The organism is Halorubrum trueperi (assembly GCF_042662525.1).
In the GTDB taxonomy this organism is placed as follows: domain Archaea; phylum Halobacteriota; class Halobacteria; order Halobacteriales; family Haloferacaceae; genus Halorubrum; species Halorubrum trueperi.
On the sequence record NZ_JBHSXI010000023.1, the window covers coordinates 172,433 to 189,031 of the forward strand.

The following is a 16,599-nucleotide window of genomic DNA, read 5'->3' on the forward strand; positions in this document are numbered from 1 at the left end:
TCACTCCCGGGGATAGACCGGCTCGTCGTACTTGGCGGCGAGGTGGTCGGCGTGCTCCAGCTTCGCGTTCGCCTTGCGGAACGTTCCGAGCAGCGAGTGCACCTCGCGTTCGGTCGGGTGCGCGCGCCCGAGTAGCCGGCGCATCAGCAGGGCGTTCTTCTCGCGGTGGTGCTCGCGTTGGCCGGTCGACGCCAGAAATTCGTCGAAGTACTTGTGGAAGCGCTCGATGTCGGGCTCGGCCGCACGGATGACCTCGGCGTCGGGCAACTGCGTCTCCTCGACCGTCAGGTCGCGAAGCTCGTACAGCAACACGGTCGCGGCCTGGCCGAGGTTCAACACGGGGTACTCGTCGTCCGCGGGGATCGAACACACCTCGTCCAACCGCGAGAGCTCGTCGTTGTTGAGTCCGCGCCCCTCTCGGCCGAAGACGATCGCAGTTTGCGCGTCGACGGTCGCCAGCGACTCCCGGAGCGCCGCGGGAGTCTTGAACGGGAACCGCTCGTGACTCCGGTCGTCTTCGCCGGTGATGGCCGTGGTGCCGACCGTGTGGTAGTTCTCGACGATCTCCTCGAAGGTCACCTCGTCGGCGTTCGGGAGCACGTCCTCGCGGGCGTGGCCGGCGAAGCCGTACGCCTCGCCGTCCTCGTGCAGTTCCGGGGGGTTCACCAGCTTGAGGTCGTCGAGACCGAAGTTCTTCATCGCTCGCGCGATGGTGCCGACGTTGCCGGGCGTCTCCGGCTCGACGATGACGACGACGGGATTCCGGTGGGTGTCGGCGTCGTCTCGGCTCTCCGTCTCGCTCTCGTCTCGGCTCTCCGTCTCGCTTTCGCCGCTATCTTCTGCCGGTCCGCTCATCGACCCGTGGGGTAGTCTGTTGAGAGGTCGATATCGGAGTCGGCGAGATCCGCCTCGTTCAGACGGTCCTCGTCGTCGCCGTTTCCGCCGGCGAGTTCGACGATGTCGATGCGCTCGCCGTCGAAGTTCTCCTCGACACGCTCCTGGACGTCCTGTTGGTCCGGGAGGTCGGGGAGGCCGTCGGGGTCCTCTTCGACGTGTTCGACCGAACCGTAGTCCTCCGGAGCCTCGCCGCCCGCGGCGACCCACTCGTGGAAGCGGTCGCCGAACTCGATCTCCCCGGCGTGGTCGCTGCCTCCCTCCTCGCGGAACCAGTAGAGCAGGTCCGGCTCGTGTTCGGGGCAGAGTAGCACCTCGCCTTTGGGTTCGCCGTAGACGATCTCGGCCTGGTTACACCGGTGGATCTCCGCCTCTCCGTGTTCGAGGTAGCAGACGTCGCAGGGCTCCTCGACGAGGCCGACGAGCCTGACGAGACGCTCGCGGGGCTCCTCGGGGATCTCGTCGAGGGGCTTCAGCTCCTCGTCGTCGGTGAAGATGTCGTCCTCGTCGAACCGCCATCCGCGGAGGCCGACGCTCACTTTCGCCATGTGCCGAGATACGCGCGGCGGCGATAAAAGCGCGTCCTTCCGGGCGCGAGCTTCCGGTTCGCGAGCCATTTACCGTTGCGGTGCGTATCGCTGCCAATGCGACGCCGGACACTCCTGACCGCAGTCGGCACCGCGTCCCTCGGTGGGATCACGGGGTGTTCTCGGCGAGGCCCGGTTGCGAGTGGGGACAACGCGGACGACGACGCGGGCGACGGCGCAACTGGCGCAAACGACGCGGGCGACGGCGCAACTGGCGCAGACGACGCGGATGATCCGGGCGATGTCTCGGCGGGAGACTGGCCCTCTGGCCCCTACGCGGACTACGAGACGACCGAGGTCGAGGTACGCTCCGCCGACGGCGACGCGCTCGGTGCGGTGCGAGCCGCGATCGCTGACACGGGAGGAAAGCGGCGTTTGGGACTTAGCGACGCCGAATCCCTGCCCGAAGACGCCGGGATGCTGTTCGTGTACGACGCGCCACAGGAGAACCTACGGTTCATCATGCCGAACATGGACTTCGGGATCGACATCGTCTACGTCGACGACGACCGGAAGATAACGCGGATCCACAACGCGCCGGAACCGGGGCCGAACGAAGACGGGAGCGAGCAGCGGTATCCCGGGTCCGGCCAGTACGTTCTCGAAGTTCCCTACGAGTGGACCGACCGACACGGCGTCGAGGTCGGAGACTCGCTGGCATTCGAGCTATTTGTGTGAATATCACGCCGCTGGCGACGGTTCACACCAGCCACTCTCGTGGTCGATCGCGGTAGACCGATCTGCCGCGCGCGACGTCATCCGATCCGACGGCGAAAACGCACGCTTACGACGGGGTTTTAAACCGGGCTGTCGTATCGTGCTACATGATGACACAGATCGCCGCGGGCTCCCGGTTCGCCGGCGAGACCGGCGGTGGAGCCAGGATCACGGGCAACAGGCTTATTCCCGAACCGGGTGCAGTTACGGGTATCCCCCGCGAGGAACCATGAACGAAGTCCAACTCGAAGTGGCGAAGGCGTACCCGAACGATTCGGGGCGCGGTATCGCCCGGCTCGACCCCGATACGCTGTTGCACCTGAAGCTCTCGCCCGGCGACATCATCGAGATCGAGGGCGCGGAGACGACCGCCGCGAAGGTCTGGCGCGCCGACCGCCAGGACTGGAACACCGACACGGTCCGCGTCGACGGCTTCACCCGTCAAAACGCCGACGTGGGTATCGGCGAGCGCGTCACCATCCGGAAGGCCGAGGCCGAGAAGGCCGACAAGCTCGTCTTGGCTCCGCCGGAGGAGGCGTCGGTCCAGTTCGGCTCCGACGCCGCCGGTATGGTGAAACGGCAGATTCTCAAGCGGCCGGTCGTCGAGCGCGACATCGTCCCCGTGATGTCCTCGACGAACCACCCCTTCATGCGCTCGCCGGGACAGGCGATCCCGCTGATCGCGGTGGAGACGGAGCCGGAGGGCGTCTGTCTCATCACCGAGGACACCGAAGTCGAACTCCGCGAGGAACCGATATCGGGGTTCGAGAAGACCGGCGGCGGCATCACCTACGAGGACATCGGCGGCCTGCAAAACGAGATCCAGCGCGTCCGAGAGATGGTCGAACTGCCGATGAAGCACCCGCAGATCTTCTCGAAGCTCGGGATCGAGCCCCCGCAGGGCGTCCTGCTCCACGGCCCGCCGGGGACCGGGAAGACGCTGCTCGCGAAGGCCGTCGCCAACGAGACGAGCGCGTCGTTCTTCTCCATCGCTGGCCCGGAGATCATCTCGAAGTACTACGGCGAGTCCGAACAGCAGCTCCGGGAGATCTTCGAGGACGCCAAGGAGGAGTCGCCGTCGATCATCTTCATCGACGAGCTGGACTCGATCGCGCCCAAGCGCGAGGACGTCACCGGAGAGGTCGAGCGCCGCGTCGTCGCCCAGCTGCTGACGATGATGGACGGGCTGGAAACGCGCGGGCAGGTTATCGTCATCGGCGCGACCAACCGCGTCGACAGCGTCGATCCCGCGCTCCGCCGCCCCGGACGGTTCGACCGCGAGATCGAGATCGGCGTCCCCGACGAGATTGGTCGCAAGGAGATCCTTCAGATCCACACCCGCGGCATGCCGCTGTCGGACGACGTCTCCCTCGACCACCTCGCCGACGAGACGCACGGCTTCGTCGGTGCCGACATCGAGAGCCTCACCAAGGAGGCGGCGATGAAGGCGCTGCGTCGGTACCTCCCCGAGATCGACCTCGACGAGGAGGAGGTTCCGCCGAGCCTCATCGACCGGATGATCGTCAAGCGCGACGACTTCTCCGGCGCGTTGAACGAGGTCGAACCCTCGGCGATGCGCGAGGTGCTCGTCGAGCTTCCGAAGATCTCGTGGGACGACGTCGGCGGTCTCACGGACGCCCAACAGCAGGTCCAGGAGTCGGTCGAGTGGCCGCTCACCTCTCCGGAGAAGTTCGAACGGATGGGCGTCGACGCCCCCAAAGGAGTGCTTCTGTACGGCCCGCCGGGGACCGGGAAGACCCTGATGGCGAAGGCCGTCGCCAACGAGACGAACGCGAACTTCATCTCGGTGCGCGGGCCGCAGCTGCTCTCGAAGTGGGTCGGGGAAAGCGAGAAGGCGATCCGCCAGACGTTCCGGAAGGCCCGACAGGTGAGCCCGACGATCATCTTCTTCGACGAGCTGGACAGCCTCGCGCCCTCGCGCGGGCAGGAGATGGGGAACAACGTCTCGGAGCGCGTCGTCAACCAGCTGCTGACGGAGCTCGACGGTCTCGAAGAGATGGGCGACGTGATGGTGATCGGTGCGACGAATCGTCCCGACATGATCGACCCGGCGCTGCTCCGCTCGGGCCGGTTCGATCGGCTCGTGATGATCGGCCAGCCCGATCAGGAGGGTCGCGAGCAGATCCTGGAGATACACACGCAGAACACGCCGCTCGCGCCCGACGTGAGCCTGCGGGAGATCGCGGAGATCACCGACGGCTACGTCGGGTCCGACCTCGAAGGGATAGCCCGCGAGGCCGCCATCGAGGCGCTCCGCGACGACGACGCCGCCGAGGAGGTCGAGATGAAGCACTTCCGGCGGGCCATGGAGTCGGTTCGGCCCACGATCAACGAGGACATCCTCTCGTACTACGAGGAGGTCGAACAGCAGTTCAAGGGGGGCGGCGGCGAGTCGCTCCGCGACACCGGCGGTCGGATCGGGTTCCAGTGAGTCGGATCGGGTTCCAGTAAACTTCTCCGCCCCCCGGCCGCGTCCGGTTCGCGGTCGCGGATGCCGGCGGTTCCGTTCCGCGCCTTTTAACCACGACACCGGCCAATGACGTCCATGTCCCAGCCGCGCGTCCCCGGCGGCGACGAGAATGCGCTGGAGTTGCCGTGCGGAGAGACGGTCGCGTCGAGCGAACTGGATCTGGGGATGCGCGAGTTCGAGTGCGACTGCGGCGAGACACACGCGGTCGTGATGGACGTTCATCCCCCGGAGCGGTTTCTTCCCGACTTTCTCGTCGAGGTGCTCCGTGAGGCCGTCGAGACGACGAGCGAGGAGATGCCGGAGTTCGACACCCCGCACCTGCTCGGAGTCGTCTTGGAGGAGTTCCCCGAGGCCGTCGTCGCCCACGACGCCACCGAGAACGCGGATGTCGGCTACGCGATGGCGTGGGTGACAGATTTCGACGCCCGTCGCCTCCACGAGATCATCGTCGAGCTCGTGGTCGAACTGATGGAACACGCGGTGAGCCACGCAGACGACGACGAGGCGCTCTCGGCGTTCGAAGCGGAGATGGTCGAGTTCGACGTGAGCGAGTTCGTCGACCAGTATCGCGCCGAGCGCGACCTCGAAATAGATGATCCCTACGCCTGACTCGGAGTTCCACGCTTCGCGTCAGACGTTTGTCTGACTCATGTCTCACTGAACCCTATATGCTCGGGAGACGTACGTAAGACGCATGAGCGCCGGTGAATACGACCGGTACGACCGGATCCGCGCCGTACTCGCCGAGGCCGACGAGCCGCTGACTGCGCGGGAGATCGTCGCACTTCTCGGGGAGTGCGAAGACCTCGACAACCCGCATCGGGTGGCGACCGTGCTGGGTCGGTGGGCCGACCGCGGAGAGGTCGAGGTCATCGCCGAGCGACCGTACCGCTACGCGATCGACATCTGACGCCACCTATCCCCGTAGTCGACGATCTTCGTAGTCAATGATCCCCGGTGTCGACGATTCCCGAATGCACGGGGAGCGCGAGGAACGGAGAGTGCGGTACGCGTCGACATACCTTGCGAAAATCGCAAAGTCCCTGCGAGATTCGTATTCTATCGTCGGCCTTATTACGATGAACGTACTTCGTCGCGATAATGAGCGAGGACCGGACCATTCTACTCATCGGTAGCGGGCCGATCCAGATCGGACAGGCAGCGGAGTTCGACTACTCTGGCGCACAGGCGTGCCGCGCACTCCAAGAGGAGGGCGCTCGCGTCGTCCTGGTGAACTCGAACCCGGCGACGATCATGACCGACCCGGAGACCGCGGATCGGGTGTACATCGAGCCGATCACGCCGGAGGCCATCGCCGAGGTCATCCAGATCGAGGAGCCCGACGGCGTCATCGCGGGACTCGGCGGTCAGACCGGACTGAACGTCACCGCCGAGCTCGCCGAGGAGGGTATCTTGGAAGCGCACGACGTCGAGGTGATGGGGACGCCGCTCGACACCATCTACGCGACGGAGGACCGGGACCTGTTCCGCCAACGCATGGAAGACATCGGTCAACCGGTGCCGAAGTCGACGACCATCGCGCTCGACGATGACGAGTCGGTCACCGACTACGACGAGGAGTACTTCCGCGAGCGCGTGCAGGAGGCAGTCGACGCGGTCGGCGGGCTTCCCGTCATCTCCCGGACGACGTACACCCTCGGCGGCTCCGGCTCCGGGGTCGTCGACGACTTCGAGGAGCTCGTTGAGCGCGTCCGCAAGGGGCTCCGCCTCTCGCGGAACAGCGAGGTGCTCATCACCGAGTCCATCGCGGGCTGGGTCGAACTGGAGTACGAGGTGATGCGGGACGCCGACGACTCCTGTATCATCATCTGCAACATGGAGAACATCGACCCGATGGGCATCCACACCGGCGAGTCGACGGTCGTCACACCCTCTCAGGTGATCCCCGACGACGGCCACCAGGAGATGCGCGACGCCGCGCTCGGCGTCATCCGCGAACTCGGCATCCAGGGCGGCTGTAACATCCAGTTCGCGTGGCGCGACGACGGCACCCCCGGCGGAGAGTACCGCGTGGTGGAAGTGAACCCGCGCGTCTCTCGCTCGTCGGCGCTCGCCTCCAAGGCGACCGGGTACCCGATCGCCCGCGTCACGGCCAAGGTCGCGCTCGGCAAGCGCCTCCACGAGATCGACAACGAGATCACCGGCGAGACGACCGCCGCCTTCGAGCCCGCGATCGACTACGTGGTGACGAAGGTGCCGCGGTGGCCCATCGACAAGTTCGAGGACGTCGACTTCGAGCTCGGGACGGCGATGAAGTCCACCGGCGAGGCGATGGCGATCGGCCGGAACTTCGAGGAGAGCCTGCTGAAGTCGCTCCGCTCGTCCGAGTACGATCCGGCGGTCAACTGGGTCGACGTCGGCGACGACGCGCTCGAAACCGAGTACCTCGAACGCCCCTCGCCGGACCGGCCGTACGCGATCTTCGAGGCGTTCGACCGGGGGTACACCGTCGACGACATCGAGTCGCTGACTGGCATCAAGCCGTGGTACCTCGAACGGTTCAAGCGCGTCAGCGACACCGCACAGGCCGCACAAAACGGCGAGTTCGCACAAGCGGCCACCTCGGGCCACACCAACGCCGAGATCGCGGCGCTCGCCGGCGGCGGGACCGACGTCGACGCGGTCGAGGCGGACGTGCCCGGCCGGACGTACAAACAGGTCGACACGTGCGCCGGCGAGTTCGCCGCCGAGACTCCGTACTACTACTCCGCCCGCCAGTCGGAGTTCGAGCGCGGACCGCTCAAGGGAGACGCCGCGGCCGGCGAGCTTGTCGTCGACAAGAGCGTCGACAGCGTGGTCGTCGTCGGTGGCGGACCGATCCGTATCGGGCAGGGCGTCGAATTCGACTACTGTTCGGTCCACGCGATCCAGGCGCTCCGTGAATTGGGCATCGAGGCGCACGTCGTCAACAACAACCCGGAAACGGTTTCGACCGACTACGACACCTCCGACGGGCTCTTTTTCGACCCGATCACGGCCGAGGAGGTCGCCGACGTGGCCGAGGCGACAGGCGCGGACGGCGTGATGGTCCAGTTCGGCGGACAGACGTCGGTGAACATCGGCGAACCGCTCGAAGCGGAGATCGAGCGTCGCGGACTCGATTGCTCGATTTTGGGCACCAGCGTCGAAGCGATGGACCTCGCGGAGGACCGCGACCGCTTCAACGTCCTGATGGAGGAGATGGACGTCTTACAGCCGGAGGGCGGCACCGCGACCAGCGAAGCCGAGGCGCTCGATCTGGCACATCAGATCGGCTATCCGGTCCTCGTTCGCCCCTCCTACGTGCTCGGCGGCCGCGCGATGCGCGTCGTCGAGGACGACGCGGAGCTAGAACGGTACATCGAGGAGGCGGTTCGCGTCTCGCCGGACAAGCCGATCCTCATCGACCAGTTCCTCGACGACGCAGTCGAACTGGACGTCGACGCCGTGTCGGACGGCGAGGACGTGCTGCTCGGCGGCGTGATGGAACACGTCGAGAGCGCGGGCGTCCACTCCGGCGACTCCGCCTGCATGATCCCCCCGCGCTCGCTCGGCGACGACACCCTCGTCCGGGTTCGCGAGGTCACCGAGTCCATCGCCCGCGCGCTCGACACGGTCGGTCTCCTGAACGTCCAGCTCGCGGTGACGGGCGTGCACGACGACGAGGCGGACTCCGAGGTGTACGTGCTGGAGGCGAACCCGCGCTCCTCGCGGACGGTTCCGTTCGTCTCGAAGGCGACGGGCGTCCCCATCGCGAAGCTCGCCGCGAAGGTCATGACCGCCGATCTGTCCCTGTCGGACCTCGACGTCGACGAGCAGATCCCCGAACACCGCAGCGTGAAGGAGGTCGTCCTCCCGTTCGACCGCCTGCCGGGGTCCGATCCACGTCTCGGTCCGGAGATGAAATCCACCGGCGAGGTGATGGGAACGGCCACCTCCTTCGGGAAGGCGTACGACAAGGCGCAGGACTCGACCGGCAAGCCGATTCCGGAGTCCGGTACCGCCGTCGTCGACCTCTCTGCCGAGGAGTTCCCGGAGCCGGACACCGAGGCCGGCGAAACGTTGGTCGAGGGGTACGCCGAGCACTTCGAGCTGTCGACGGCGACGGACCTCGTCGAGGCCGCACGCCACGGCGAGATCGACCTCATCGTCTCCCGTCAGCGCGAGCTGTTGGAGGTCGCCGTCGAGGAGGAGATCACCTACTTCTCGACGTACGCCTCCGCAACGGCAGCGCTCGAAGCGATCGAGCACGCGGACGACGACCTCGACGTGATGGCGGTCTCGGACCGTCCGAAGCGCGTCGAGAAGTGGGGCGCGTCGGAGTAGAGTTCGGAATCGAGACGACGCGCTGATCACTTCTCGGGACCTCACTCCGCCGAGGGGTAGACCTGCCAGAGGGGAACGCCCATGAGGATCCGGGACGTCTCTCGGTCATGAACGTCGATATTTTAGTCTACGACGGGTTCGACGAACTCGACGGGATCGGCCCGTACGAGGTGTTCGACTACGCCCAGGAGTACGCCGCAGAGAGCGAGACGAGAGATGAGGGGGCCGCCGGCGAGCGTCCCGACCGCGTCCGGTACGTCACGCTCGCCGACCGCGAGACGGTGACCGCGAGCCACGGGACGCGGGTCGGCGTCGACGGTGTCCTCGCGGAGCCGGACAGTGACCGTGCTGCCGACGGTGATCCGGGCGCGGCCGTCCCCGACCTGCTCGTCGTCCCCGGCGGCGGGTGGAACGCGCGCGACGAGACGGCGAGCGCGTGGGCGGAGGCGAAAAAAGGCGACGTGCCGCGCGCGCTCGGCGCGCACCACGCCGCGGGAACCCGGATCGCGTCGGTGTGTACCGGATCGATGCTACTCGCCGAGGCTGGCGTCACAGACGGCCGCCGGGCCGTCACGCACGCCGGGGCGGTGGACGAGCTGCGCGAGTCCGGCGCGGAGATAGTGGACGCCCGCGTCGTCGACGACGGCGATCTGCTCACCGCCGGCGGGGTGACCTCCGGGATCGACTTGGCCTTGTATATCGTCGAACGCGAGTTCGGCGAGGCCATCGCCGAGCGCGTCGCGACCACCATCGAGTACGATCGGCGCTATGAGGTCGCTGGACGCGAGGGGGAAGATAGACGCGGATAGACGCGGCATCGGTCGAATGAGACTGCCAGCGATCAGCCGCAATCGGCAGCGATCAGCCGCAATCGGCAGCGATCAATCGCGTTCGAAATCAGTCGTCTGCGCCGTCCTCCGGGAGCGGCGCGGTGTCTCCGGGAGATTCGCCCGCCTCGTTGCTCGTGGTCTCTCCGTCGGCCTCGACGGTGATCACGGTGCAGTCCAGCTCGCCGCGGAGGAAGGTGTCGATGTCGGGGTCCGAGAGGAGTTTCTGGACCATCCGTCGCCAGCGCCCGGCCTGCTTCGAACCGATGACGACGACGTCCGCGCCCTCGGCGACGATCTCTTCGAGGATCGTCTCCTCGACGAGGAAGCCGCGCCGGACGACGTACCGCGCGCGGTCCAGCCTGCCGATCCGCTGTTCCACGGCTCGTTTGAGATCGCTACGGGAGACGCCGCCGGAGTTCTGATAGAGGTCCACGTGGAGGATCGTGAGCTCGGCGTCGCGCTCCTCCGCGACGCGGACGGCCTCCCGCAGCGTCGCCTCCGAATGCGACGACGGCGGGAACCTAACCGGGACCACGACGAGAGTCATGTCTGAACGGTTGCATGCGAGGATTAAATACGCTGTCGGTGCAAATAGTTACGTTGAGAATCGAGGCGGGTGTCATTTCACACGACGAGAGCGCCTGCGATCGCTGTGATTTATAAGCGGTTCAGGGTACGAGCCTCGAATTGAACTCGTCGAGACAGTCCGGGCGTGCGGCTCGCTTCGCTCGCGGGGACGGGGGACAAGTCGATTTACAGTCGACTACGAATCGGCTGGAAAGGAAGTCCGCCCTCCCCGAATTGAACGGGGGACAAGTCGATCTACAGTCGACTGCTCTACCAGGCTGAGCTAAGGGCGGTTACCGTATTCTACCCGCCGGATTCGACTTAAGGGTTCCCTTTCAGCGGAGGTGTGATCCGCGGTACCGCGGGCGTTTCGAGGGCACGACCTGACCCCAGTGATCCCGTCCACCGCACGGGATTTTTAAGTCGTTCGCGGCGGGAGCGGTCGTATGGCCGACGGCGACGACAGACAGGCGACGTTCGGGTCGGACGGGAGCTTGGAGACCGACACGACGCCCGATGCGACCGGCGAGAACGACTTCGGCGAGCCGAAGGAGCCGAACGAGACCGACGGCGGCTACAACCGCTACGCCGTTTCCAGCCTCCTGCAGAAGGCGGTGCGCCGCTCCGACGAGGAGGTCGCCGCGTGGGCCGCGTGGGAGCTGGCCCGCTCCGGCTACGCGTGGAACCTCTGGGACCGCCTGAACCTCTACGTCGTCGAGGATCTCCGTGCGGGCAGCGACGTCGCGCTCACCATCGAACGCTACGAGGAACTCGCCACCGAACGCTGGGAGCCCGCCGAGTGGAAGGGCCGTATCTGTGCGATCCACGCCTCGCTGGCGGCCGCGCGAGCCCAGTCGACCCGCGAGGGCCCGAACGCCGACGAGTACTTCCGCGCCGTCGCCGAGCGCCGCGCCGAGGCTCGCGATCGCGGCGAGGAGCCGGCTCACGACTTCCCCGTCGGGGACCTCGAACCGGGCGGCGAGTTCGATGCGATCTTCGACGGCCACACGGGCGAGGGCTCGCGTCTCGGTCGCGGTACGCGCTTTTTCAAGACCCGCGGCGCGCGAGTCGGTCCGGAGGGCGAGGACGAACACAGCGCGCGCTGGCAGCGACTCGCGATGCTGCTCGACGAGGAGCACGACTACTCGGCCGCCGAACTCGACCGCGCCGTCGAGCCCGTCGACCCCGACGATCCGTGGACGGAGCCCGAAACCATCGGCAAGGATGACGGCGGAGACGACGGTAACCATGGGGACACGGGCGACGGTAGCGACGCGAACACGGTCGACGGCGGTGACCCGGCGGAGCCGGAGGACGCCACCGACGTCGACACCGCTGACGGCGACAACACCGACGACGACACCGCTGACGGCGACACCGACGACGGCGAAACGAGAAACGACGATTCGGATGGGGGACCGCTTTCGGAATTTACGTCGTAGCCGGGTTCACGCTCGGCCGCGCTGTGACCGCTCGTCGGGATGACCGGTTCCGACACTTCTTATCCGGGCGAGCCCGTTGTCGGAGTTATGGTAGACGTAGCAATCGTCGGCGGCGGACCGGCCGGGCTCAGCGCGGGACTGTTCGCGGGCAAGAACGGGCTCGACACGGTCCTCTTCGACACGGACGGCACCTGGATGCACAAGGCGCACCTGTTCAACTACCTCGGGATCGGTTCCGTCGGCGGCAGCGAGTTCCTCGCAACCGCCCGCCAGCAGGTGGACGACTTCGGCGTCAACCGCCGGCAGAGCGAGGAGGTCACCGCGGTCGAATCCGCCGGTGACGGCTTCGCGCTGACCACGGACGAAGACGAGTACGAGGCTGACTACGTGGTGTTGGCGACGGGTGCGAACCGCGACCTCGCCGAGTCGCTCGGCTGCGACTTCGCTGACGACGACACGGTGGACGTCGGCGTCTCGATGGAAACGAGCGTCGAGGGCGCGTACGCGACCGGCGCGATGGCACGCGCCGAGGAGTGGCAGGCGATCATCTCCGCGGGCGACGGCGCGGCCGCCGCGCTCAACATCCTCTCGAACGAGAAGGGCGAGCACTACCACGACTTCGACGTTCCCGACACCGCCGCGTCGGTGTTCGGCGGCCTGATCGACGACGAGTAGCCCTCCGACTCCGAACCGATTTCTCAATCCGTCAGTCGAGAGCGGAGCAGGTGTTACATGCGGTCGGAGTGAACGTTTATACGTGAGAGAGTGGTGTTGCTGGCGGCTGGTTATAAATTGTTGCTGACGCGGTGAACACTCACAACCGCCGGTCGGTCGATTATGAATCGGTGACAGTGCGGTGTACACCGCCAACGTCACAGTCGCCGACGGCTTTGCCTCCGGCTACCAGCGGCGCTTTGCGCCTCGCTGCCGCGACGGCTCACGGCGTCGTCACCGGCGCGTTGCGCCGGTTGCAAGCGAGAGGTTCGCTCTCGCCCTGTCGGCGGCGACGCCACAGCACCGCATACATTCATAAGCGGCTGGCATCCTCCGCGTGTGCTCCGATTCGCGCCCATGCGAGGTGCGCGACGATCCCGACGAGGAACGCGATGCCGAGGTTCGTCGCGAGCGCGACGAGGCCGATCGCGACCGAGAGCCCGACGTTTTCGGAGTCGAGGGCGTTCCGCGCGAGCGAGACGGCGACGATCGCGAGCAGCGCGCCGAGCATCGCAACCGGGAACGCGGCCAGGAGCGCGGGCGTCGCGAAGAGCGCGGCGGCGAGGTACCCAATGCCGAGGATCACGTTCGCGCCGCCGGTGCGCGCCCCGAACGCGTGCTTTCCGGCGACGCCGTCGCAGCCGTGACACATCGGAATTCCGCCCATCGGGACCGCGAGCAGGTTCGTCACACCCATGCTCGCCGACAGCTCGTCGGCCGTGACCTCGACATCGTACAGGTCCGCGAACAGGAGCGACGTCGCGAGCGCCGCGTTGCCGATCGTCATCGCGAGCTGCGCGAACACCCCGTCGGCGGTGCTCCGCGTGACCGCCGCCGAGAGCTCCGTGATCGACGGCGTCGGCGACGCCCCCGGCCACAGGGGTGCCGGAATTCCGGCCGTGACGAGCGCGATCAGGATCCCGACGACCGCGACTGCGAGAGCGCTCGCCTTCCCGTGCCCCGCGAGCGCGGCGGCCGCGGCGATCGTCACGCCCGCGACCGCGAGGACGGGACCGCCGAGCGCGAGGTCAATCCCGGTTTCGAGGAGGATCAGTCCGACCGCGAACTGCACGCCGCGGATCACCGGCTCGCCGATCCAACGTTCCACCCGCGCGAGCGTCCCGGTGAGTCCGATCGCGAGGAGCAGGACGCCGAGGACGACTCCGGCGAGCGCGAGTTCGGCGTACGTCAGCGCCCCGGCGATCGCCAGCGCCGCGAGCGCCTTCATCGGCTCGACCGACACCGGCAGGCCGTACCGAACCCCCCAGACGATCTGGAAGACCCCGAACGCGACGAGCACGTGGGGCAGGGACACGCCGGTCAGGAGTGCGAGCGCGACGACGAGCGGGACGACCGTAATCGAATCTCCTATCGCCCCAGTGAACTCGCCGGACCCGAACTCGATCCCTCTCCGCTTCGATACGTTACGTATTTCCACAGGTACACGGCCCTCGTCACCCGGAGAACTTGAGCGTGATCAGAAACCGCGAACGCTAACGCCGACCGTGAATGTTCTCGAAAGTGATTACTTCCGCGGATCCGTGTCGAACGCCGGATCGTCGTCGTCGACCATCGGGCAGTTTCGGACCCGGAACTCGTCGAAGCCGATCACCTCGACGATCGCCGTCCCCTCGTGCGTGCAGGCGGCCTCCGGCGGCGCGGTGAAGTGCGGACACTGCTGACAGTACGATCGCTTGTCGACGACGTGTTCGACCGCGTCGGCCGCGGTCCCGAACGGCTCCGAAGCTCCGGGACCCCCGCCGGGGGCCCCTCCGGAGCCGGGGGCGTCGCCGGCGACCTCGTCGAGCGACTCCCAAACGTCCGATTGGACGCCGCCGACGTCCATCCGTTCGAACGCGTCGCCGAGATCATCCTCGTCGCCGGGACTTCCTTCGAGCTCGTCGAAGGGGTCGCGCGACGCGGTCGGAGATCGGTCGCCGCCACCTCCTCTCGGCGGATCGGCGTCGTCGGTGCCGGTGGTCGGGTCCTCGCGGCGAGGGGGGCCGTCTTTCGACTCTCCAAACAGGACGTCCTCGCTCTGGCCGTCCAGTTCGTCGAAGGGGTCTTCGACGACATCGTCACCGGAGGGCTCCGATCCCGGCCCGTCGACGTCGTCCGTCATCGATCACTCCCACCGGTTCGCTCGCTCCCGTCGCCGTCGCCGCCGTCGCCACCGTAGCCGTCGCCACCGTAGCCGTCGCCGCCGTCGTTTCGGATGGCGTCGTCGCGGGCGCTAACTCGGCTCGACACGTCCGGTTCGTTCGATTCGTTCGATCCGGACGCGCCGTGTCGTCCTGCACGCCCGGCGGCATCCTCGTCGACGTCACCGTCGAGGGCGGGGGGATCCTCGACGACGAGTCGGGAGGTTCCGAAGAATCCTGGGTTCGGCTCCAGTTCGGCGAATCGGCGACCGCAGTGCGGGCACTCGGGAGCCGTCAGCAGTCCGATCTCGACTGTTCCACCGCAGTCGGTGCACCTCGCCTTGCGGACTCCGTGGCGGTTCGCGGCCGACGCCAGCGCGTCGAGTCGCTCCCGGTTGCCACGGTCCTGCTCGGCCGCCTCCAACCGTCGCTGGACCCTGACGACCGCGCTCGCGACGCGTGAGAGCTTGTCGTCGAGGTCGTCGGCGTCGAGGTCGTCCGCTCGCGATTCCAGGTCGGCGAGCCGAGCGGAGACGGCGTCGAGGTCGTCGGTAACCGCGTCCAGCCGCGCTCGCGTCTCCTCGTGGACGTGATCGGCCGAGGCCTTCGCCTCGGCATCGCGGTAGAGATCCACGAAGCGGTCTCGGAGGTCGGCCACCTTCTCGTCGACTTCGGCGTCGAGGTCGGCGAGCCGGTTCTCGATCGCCGCCACCTCCTCCGCGTCCGGCACGTCGATTCCCTCGGACTCCGCGATCGCGACGATGGCCCGCTTCAGAAGCGTCTCGCGGGTCACCCCGAGATCGTCGGCCGCGGCGGCGACCGCACGATCGCTCGGTCGGTCACCCGCGCCGTCGGCGGCGGCGTCGCCGGACAGATCGGCGGCGGCGTCGCCGGACAGATCGGCGGGATCGAGGTCGCTCATCGCGGATCCTCCGTCATCTATGGCCCGTAGTGCGAGGAGCCTTAAGTAATCTGTCGCGGCGTTCTCCGAATCGATAGGCGGTCGCGAGGAGATCGCCGACGCGGGGCGACCACCACCTCACCGTATCTTCCGGACGTCGCTGATGTCGAAGCCGCCCTCGTGGATCTCGGTCTCGAACCGGACGATGTTCTCGGCCTCCAGCCGGGAGAGCACGCCGCGGAACTCTCGGACGAACATCGTCCGGGCCCGCTGTGACCCGCCGCTCTCCCACGTGAATTGGAACGTGCCGCCGGCGGCGTCCGTCAGCGCGCCGAACTCCCGGTCCGTGACCGAATCGGTGTTCACCAATACCAGAATGAGCCCACCCCAGTCGTAGGCGGCCTTCTTCAGCCCCTTCATCACCATCGCGATGTCGCTCCACTCCATATCCTCCGAGACCATCGAAACGAGGTCGGTCACGGAGTCGATACAGACGAGGCTCCCCTCGGCGTGCGCAGACAGGTAATCGCCGAACGCCGTGAGCACGTCCTCGTACTCGCCGCGGTCGCCGAGGTCCGCGATCGACGCCGTCTCGTCTTCGTACCAGTCTCGCGGGATCGGGCTGAGCTGGAAGTACTCCGCCGAGAGGTCCCGGAACGATATCTCGTCGATCGCGGCGTCGACGATCTCGTCCGCCATCGTGTACCCCATCTCTCGGGTGATCGCGCCCGTGTCGGCGGTGAACGAGAGGTAGTGAATCTCGTCGGGGAGCGCGGCGCTCTCGGGGAGGTCGCCGTAGTACAGGTCGAACAGCGCTTCGTCGGCGCGCGCGAGGGCGTTCATCGCCGCGCTCGTGTACAGGAACTCCCGCGCGCCGGCTCCCGACTCACCGGCGAGCAGCACAACGTTCCCCGGCGGTGCGCCGCCGTCGAGGATCGAGTCGAGGCGGGCGACTCCGAACGGAAGGCTCGTCATGTCACCCATGGAGT

Annotated in this window: 16 protein-coding genes and 1 tRNA gene; 9 read left to right on the forward strand and 8 right to left on the reverse strand. The window is 67.1% G+C overall.

The window, feature by feature from the left end:
- Together ACFQEY_RS16035 and ACFQEY_RS16040 are read right to left on the reverse strand one after the other, a co-directional pair.
- Entirely contained in the window at positions 1 to 855 is an 855-nt protein-coding gene (locus tag ACFQEY_RS16035; RefSeq protein WP_379770513.1) for an RNA methyltransferase, read from the reverse strand.
- Positions 852 to 1,442 (reverse strand): hypothetical protein, encoded by a 591-nt coding sequence (locus ACFQEY_RS16040; RefSeq protein WP_379770516.1) that lies wholly within the window; start codon positions 1,440 to 1,442, stop codon positions 852 to 854. The genes ACFQEY_RS16035 and ACFQEY_RS16040 overlap by 4 nt, the downstream gene beginning before the upstream one ends.
- Before the next feature lie 96 nt (positions 1,443 to 1,538).
- Here ACFQEY_RS16040 and ACFQEY_RS16045 point away from each other — a divergent pair, with 96 nt between their 5' ends.
- From ACFQEY_RS16045 to ACFQEY_RS16075, 7 genes are all read left to right on the forward strand, one after another.
- Positions 1,539 to 2,159 (forward strand): DUF192 domain-containing protein, encoded by a 621-nt coding sequence (locus tag ACFQEY_RS16045; RefSeq protein WP_379770519.1) that lies wholly within the window; start codon positions 1,539 to 1,541, stop codon positions 2,157 to 2,159.
- A gap of 146 nt (positions 2,160 to 2,305) precedes the next feature.
- A complete protein-coding gene (locus ACFQEY_RS16050) occupies positions 2,306 to 2,431 on the forward strand; it encodes a hypothetical protein (protein ID WP_379770521.1) in 126 nt (41 codons plus the stop codon).
- Entirely contained in the window at positions 2,428 to 4,650 is a 2,223-nt protein-coding gene (locus ACFQEY_RS16055; RefSeq protein WP_379770523.1) for a CDC48 family AAA ATPase, read from the forward strand. The genes ACFQEY_RS16050 and ACFQEY_RS16055 overlap by 4 nt, the downstream gene beginning before the upstream one ends.
- Before the next feature lie 114 nt (positions 4,651 to 4,764).
- Positions 4,765 to 5,298, forward strand: coding sequence for a DUF5815 family protein (locus tag ACFQEY_RS16060; RefSeq protein WP_379770526.1), 534 nt, complete (start codon positions 4,765 to 4,767; stop codon positions 5,296 to 5,298).
- Positions 5,299 to 5,383: 85 nt separating this feature from the next.
- Positions 5,384 to 5,599, forward strand: coding sequence for a hypothetical protein (locus ACFQEY_RS16065; RefSeq protein WP_379770528.1), 216 nt, complete (start codon positions 5,384 to 5,386; stop codon positions 5,597 to 5,599).
- Between the two features lie 191 nt (positions 5,600 to 5,790).
- Positions 5,791 to 9,015 (forward strand): carbamoyl-phosphate synthase large subunit, encoded by a 3,225-nt coding sequence (carB, locus tag ACFQEY_RS16070; RefSeq protein ID WP_379770532.1) that lies wholly within the window; start codon positions 5,791 to 5,793, stop codon positions 9,013 to 9,015.
- A gap of 107 nt (positions 9,016 to 9,122) precedes the next feature.
- Positions 9,123 to 9,824 (forward strand): DJ-1/PfpI family protein, encoded by a 702-nt coding sequence (locus ACFQEY_RS16075; protein WP_379770534.1) that lies wholly within the window; start codon positions 9,123 to 9,125, stop codon positions 9,822 to 9,824.
- A gap of 88 nt (positions 9,825 to 9,912) precedes the next feature.
- Here the strand turns inward: ACFQEY_RS16075 and ACFQEY_RS16080 are convergent, their stop codons facing one another.
- Both ACFQEY_RS16080 and ACFQEY_RS16085 read right to left on the reverse strand, forming a co-directional pair.
- Entirely contained in the window at positions 9,913 to 10,392 is a 480-nt protein-coding gene (locus tag ACFQEY_RS16080) for a universal stress protein (RefSeq protein WP_379770536.1), read from the reverse strand.
- Between the two features lie 239 nt (positions 10,393 to 10,631).
- Positions 10,632 to 10,705: transfer RNA gene (locus tag ACFQEY_RS16085), tRNA-Tyr, on the reverse strand.
- 153 nt (positions 10,706 to 10,858) lie between these two features.
- On the opposite strand from ACFQEY_RS16085, the gene ACFQEY_RS16090 reads away from it, so the two are divergent.
- Both ACFQEY_RS16090 and ACFQEY_RS16095 read left to right on the forward strand, forming a co-directional pair.
- Complete coding sequence (locus ACFQEY_RS16090; RefSeq protein WP_379770539.1) at positions 10,859 to 11,854, forward strand: hypothetical protein; 996 nt, start codon at positions 10,859 to 10,861, stop codon at positions 11,852 to 11,854.
- Between the two features lie 87 nt (positions 11,855 to 11,941).
- A complete protein-coding gene (locus tag ACFQEY_RS16095; protein WP_379770541.1) occupies positions 11,942 to 12,529 on the forward strand; it encodes an FAD-dependent oxidoreductase in 588 nt (195 codons plus the stop codon).
- A gap of 352 nt (positions 12,530 to 12,881) precedes the next feature.
- Here ACFQEY_RS16095 and ACFQEY_RS16100 read toward each other — a convergent pair whose 3' ends face one another.
- The 4 genes from ACFQEY_RS16100 to ACFQEY_RS16115 form a co-directional block, all read right to left on the reverse strand.
- Positions 12,882 to 14,006 (reverse strand): putative sulfate/molybdate transporter, encoded by a 1,125-nt coding sequence (locus ACFQEY_RS16100; protein ID WP_379770544.1) that lies wholly within the window; start codon positions 14,004 to 14,006, stop codon positions 12,882 to 12,884.
- Between the two features lie 87 nt (positions 14,007 to 14,093).
- Positions 14,094 to 14,690 (reverse strand): DUF8135 domain-containing protein, encoded by a 597-nt coding sequence (locus ACFQEY_RS16105; protein ID WP_379770546.1) that lies wholly within the window; start codon positions 14,688 to 14,690, stop codon positions 14,094 to 14,096.
- A complete protein-coding gene (locus ACFQEY_RS16110; RefSeq protein WP_379770548.1) occupies positions 14,687 to 15,631 on the reverse strand; it encodes a hypothetical protein in 945 nt (314 codons plus the stop codon). The genes ACFQEY_RS16105 and ACFQEY_RS16110 overlap by 4 nt, the downstream gene beginning before the upstream one ends.
- A gap of 117 nt (positions 15,632 to 15,748) precedes the next feature.
- Entirely contained in the window at positions 15,749 to 16,585 is an 837-nt protein-coding gene (locus ACFQEY_RS16115; RefSeq protein ID WP_379770550.1) for an RAD55 family ATPase, read from the reverse strand.
- Positions 16,586 to 16,599 lie beyond the last annotated feature (14 nt).

Bases quoted from the DNA above. Each gene is read 5' to 3' on its own strand.
- ACFQEY_RS16035 (WP_379770513.1), bottom strand. From the start codon at position 855: ATGAGCGGACCGGCAGAAGATAGCGGCGAAAGCGAGACGGAGAGCCGA.
- ACFQEY_RS16105 (WP_379770546.1), bottom strand. From the start codon at position 14,690: ATGACGGACGACGTCGACGGGCCGGGATCGGAGCCCTCCGGTGACGAT.
- ACFQEY_RS16045 (WP_379770519.1), top strand. From the start codon at position 1,539: ATGCGACGCCGGACACTCCTGACCGCAGTCGGCACCGCGTCCCTCGGT.
- ACFQEY_RS16055 (WP_379770523.1), top strand. From the start codon at position 2,428: ATGAACGAAGTCCAACTCGAAGTGGCGAAGGCGTACCCGAACGATTCG.
- ACFQEY_RS16040 (WP_379770516.1), bottom strand. From the start codon at position 1,442: ATGGCGAAAGTGAGCGTCGGCCTCCGCGGATGGCGGTTCGACGAGGAC.
- ACFQEY_RS16065 (WP_379770528.1), top strand. From the start codon at position 5,384: ATGAGCGCCGGTGAATACGACCGGTACGACCGGATCCGCGCCGTACTC.
- ACFQEY_RS16050 (WP_379770521.1), top strand. From the start codon at position 2,306: ATGATGACACAGATCGCCGCGGGCTCCCGGTTCGCCGGCGAGACCGGC.
- carB (WP_379770532.1), top strand. From the start codon at position 5,791: ATGAGCGAGGACCGGACCATTCTACTCATCGGTAGCGGGCCGATCCAG.
- ACFQEY_RS16060 (WP_379770526.1), top strand. From the start codon at position 4,765: ATGTCCCAGCCGCGCGTCCCCGGCGGCGACGAGAATGCGCTGGAGTTG.
- ACFQEY_RS16090 (WP_379770539.1), top strand. From the start codon at position 10,859: ATGGCCGACGGCGACGACAGACAGGCGACGTTCGGGTCGGACGGGAGC.
- ACFQEY_RS16080 (WP_379770536.1), bottom strand. From the start codon at position 10,392: ATGACTCTCGTCGTGGTCCCGGTTAGGTTCCCGCCGTCGTCGCATTCG.
- ACFQEY_RS16110 (WP_379770548.1), bottom strand. From the start codon at position 15,631: ATGAGCGACCTCGATCCCGCCGATCTGTCCGGCGACGCCGCCGCCGAT.
- ACFQEY_RS16075 (WP_379770534.1), top strand. From the start codon at position 9,123: ATGAACGTCGATATTTTAGTCTACGACGGGTTCGACGAACTCGACGGG.
- ACFQEY_RS16115 (WP_379770550.1), bottom strand. From the start codon at position 16,585: ATGACGAGCCTTCCGTTCGGAGTCGCCCGCCTCGACTCGATCCTCGAC.
- ACFQEY_RS16095 (WP_379770541.1), top strand. From the start codon at position 11,942: ATGGTAGACGTAGCAATCGTCGGCGGCGGACCGGCCGGGCTCAGCGCG.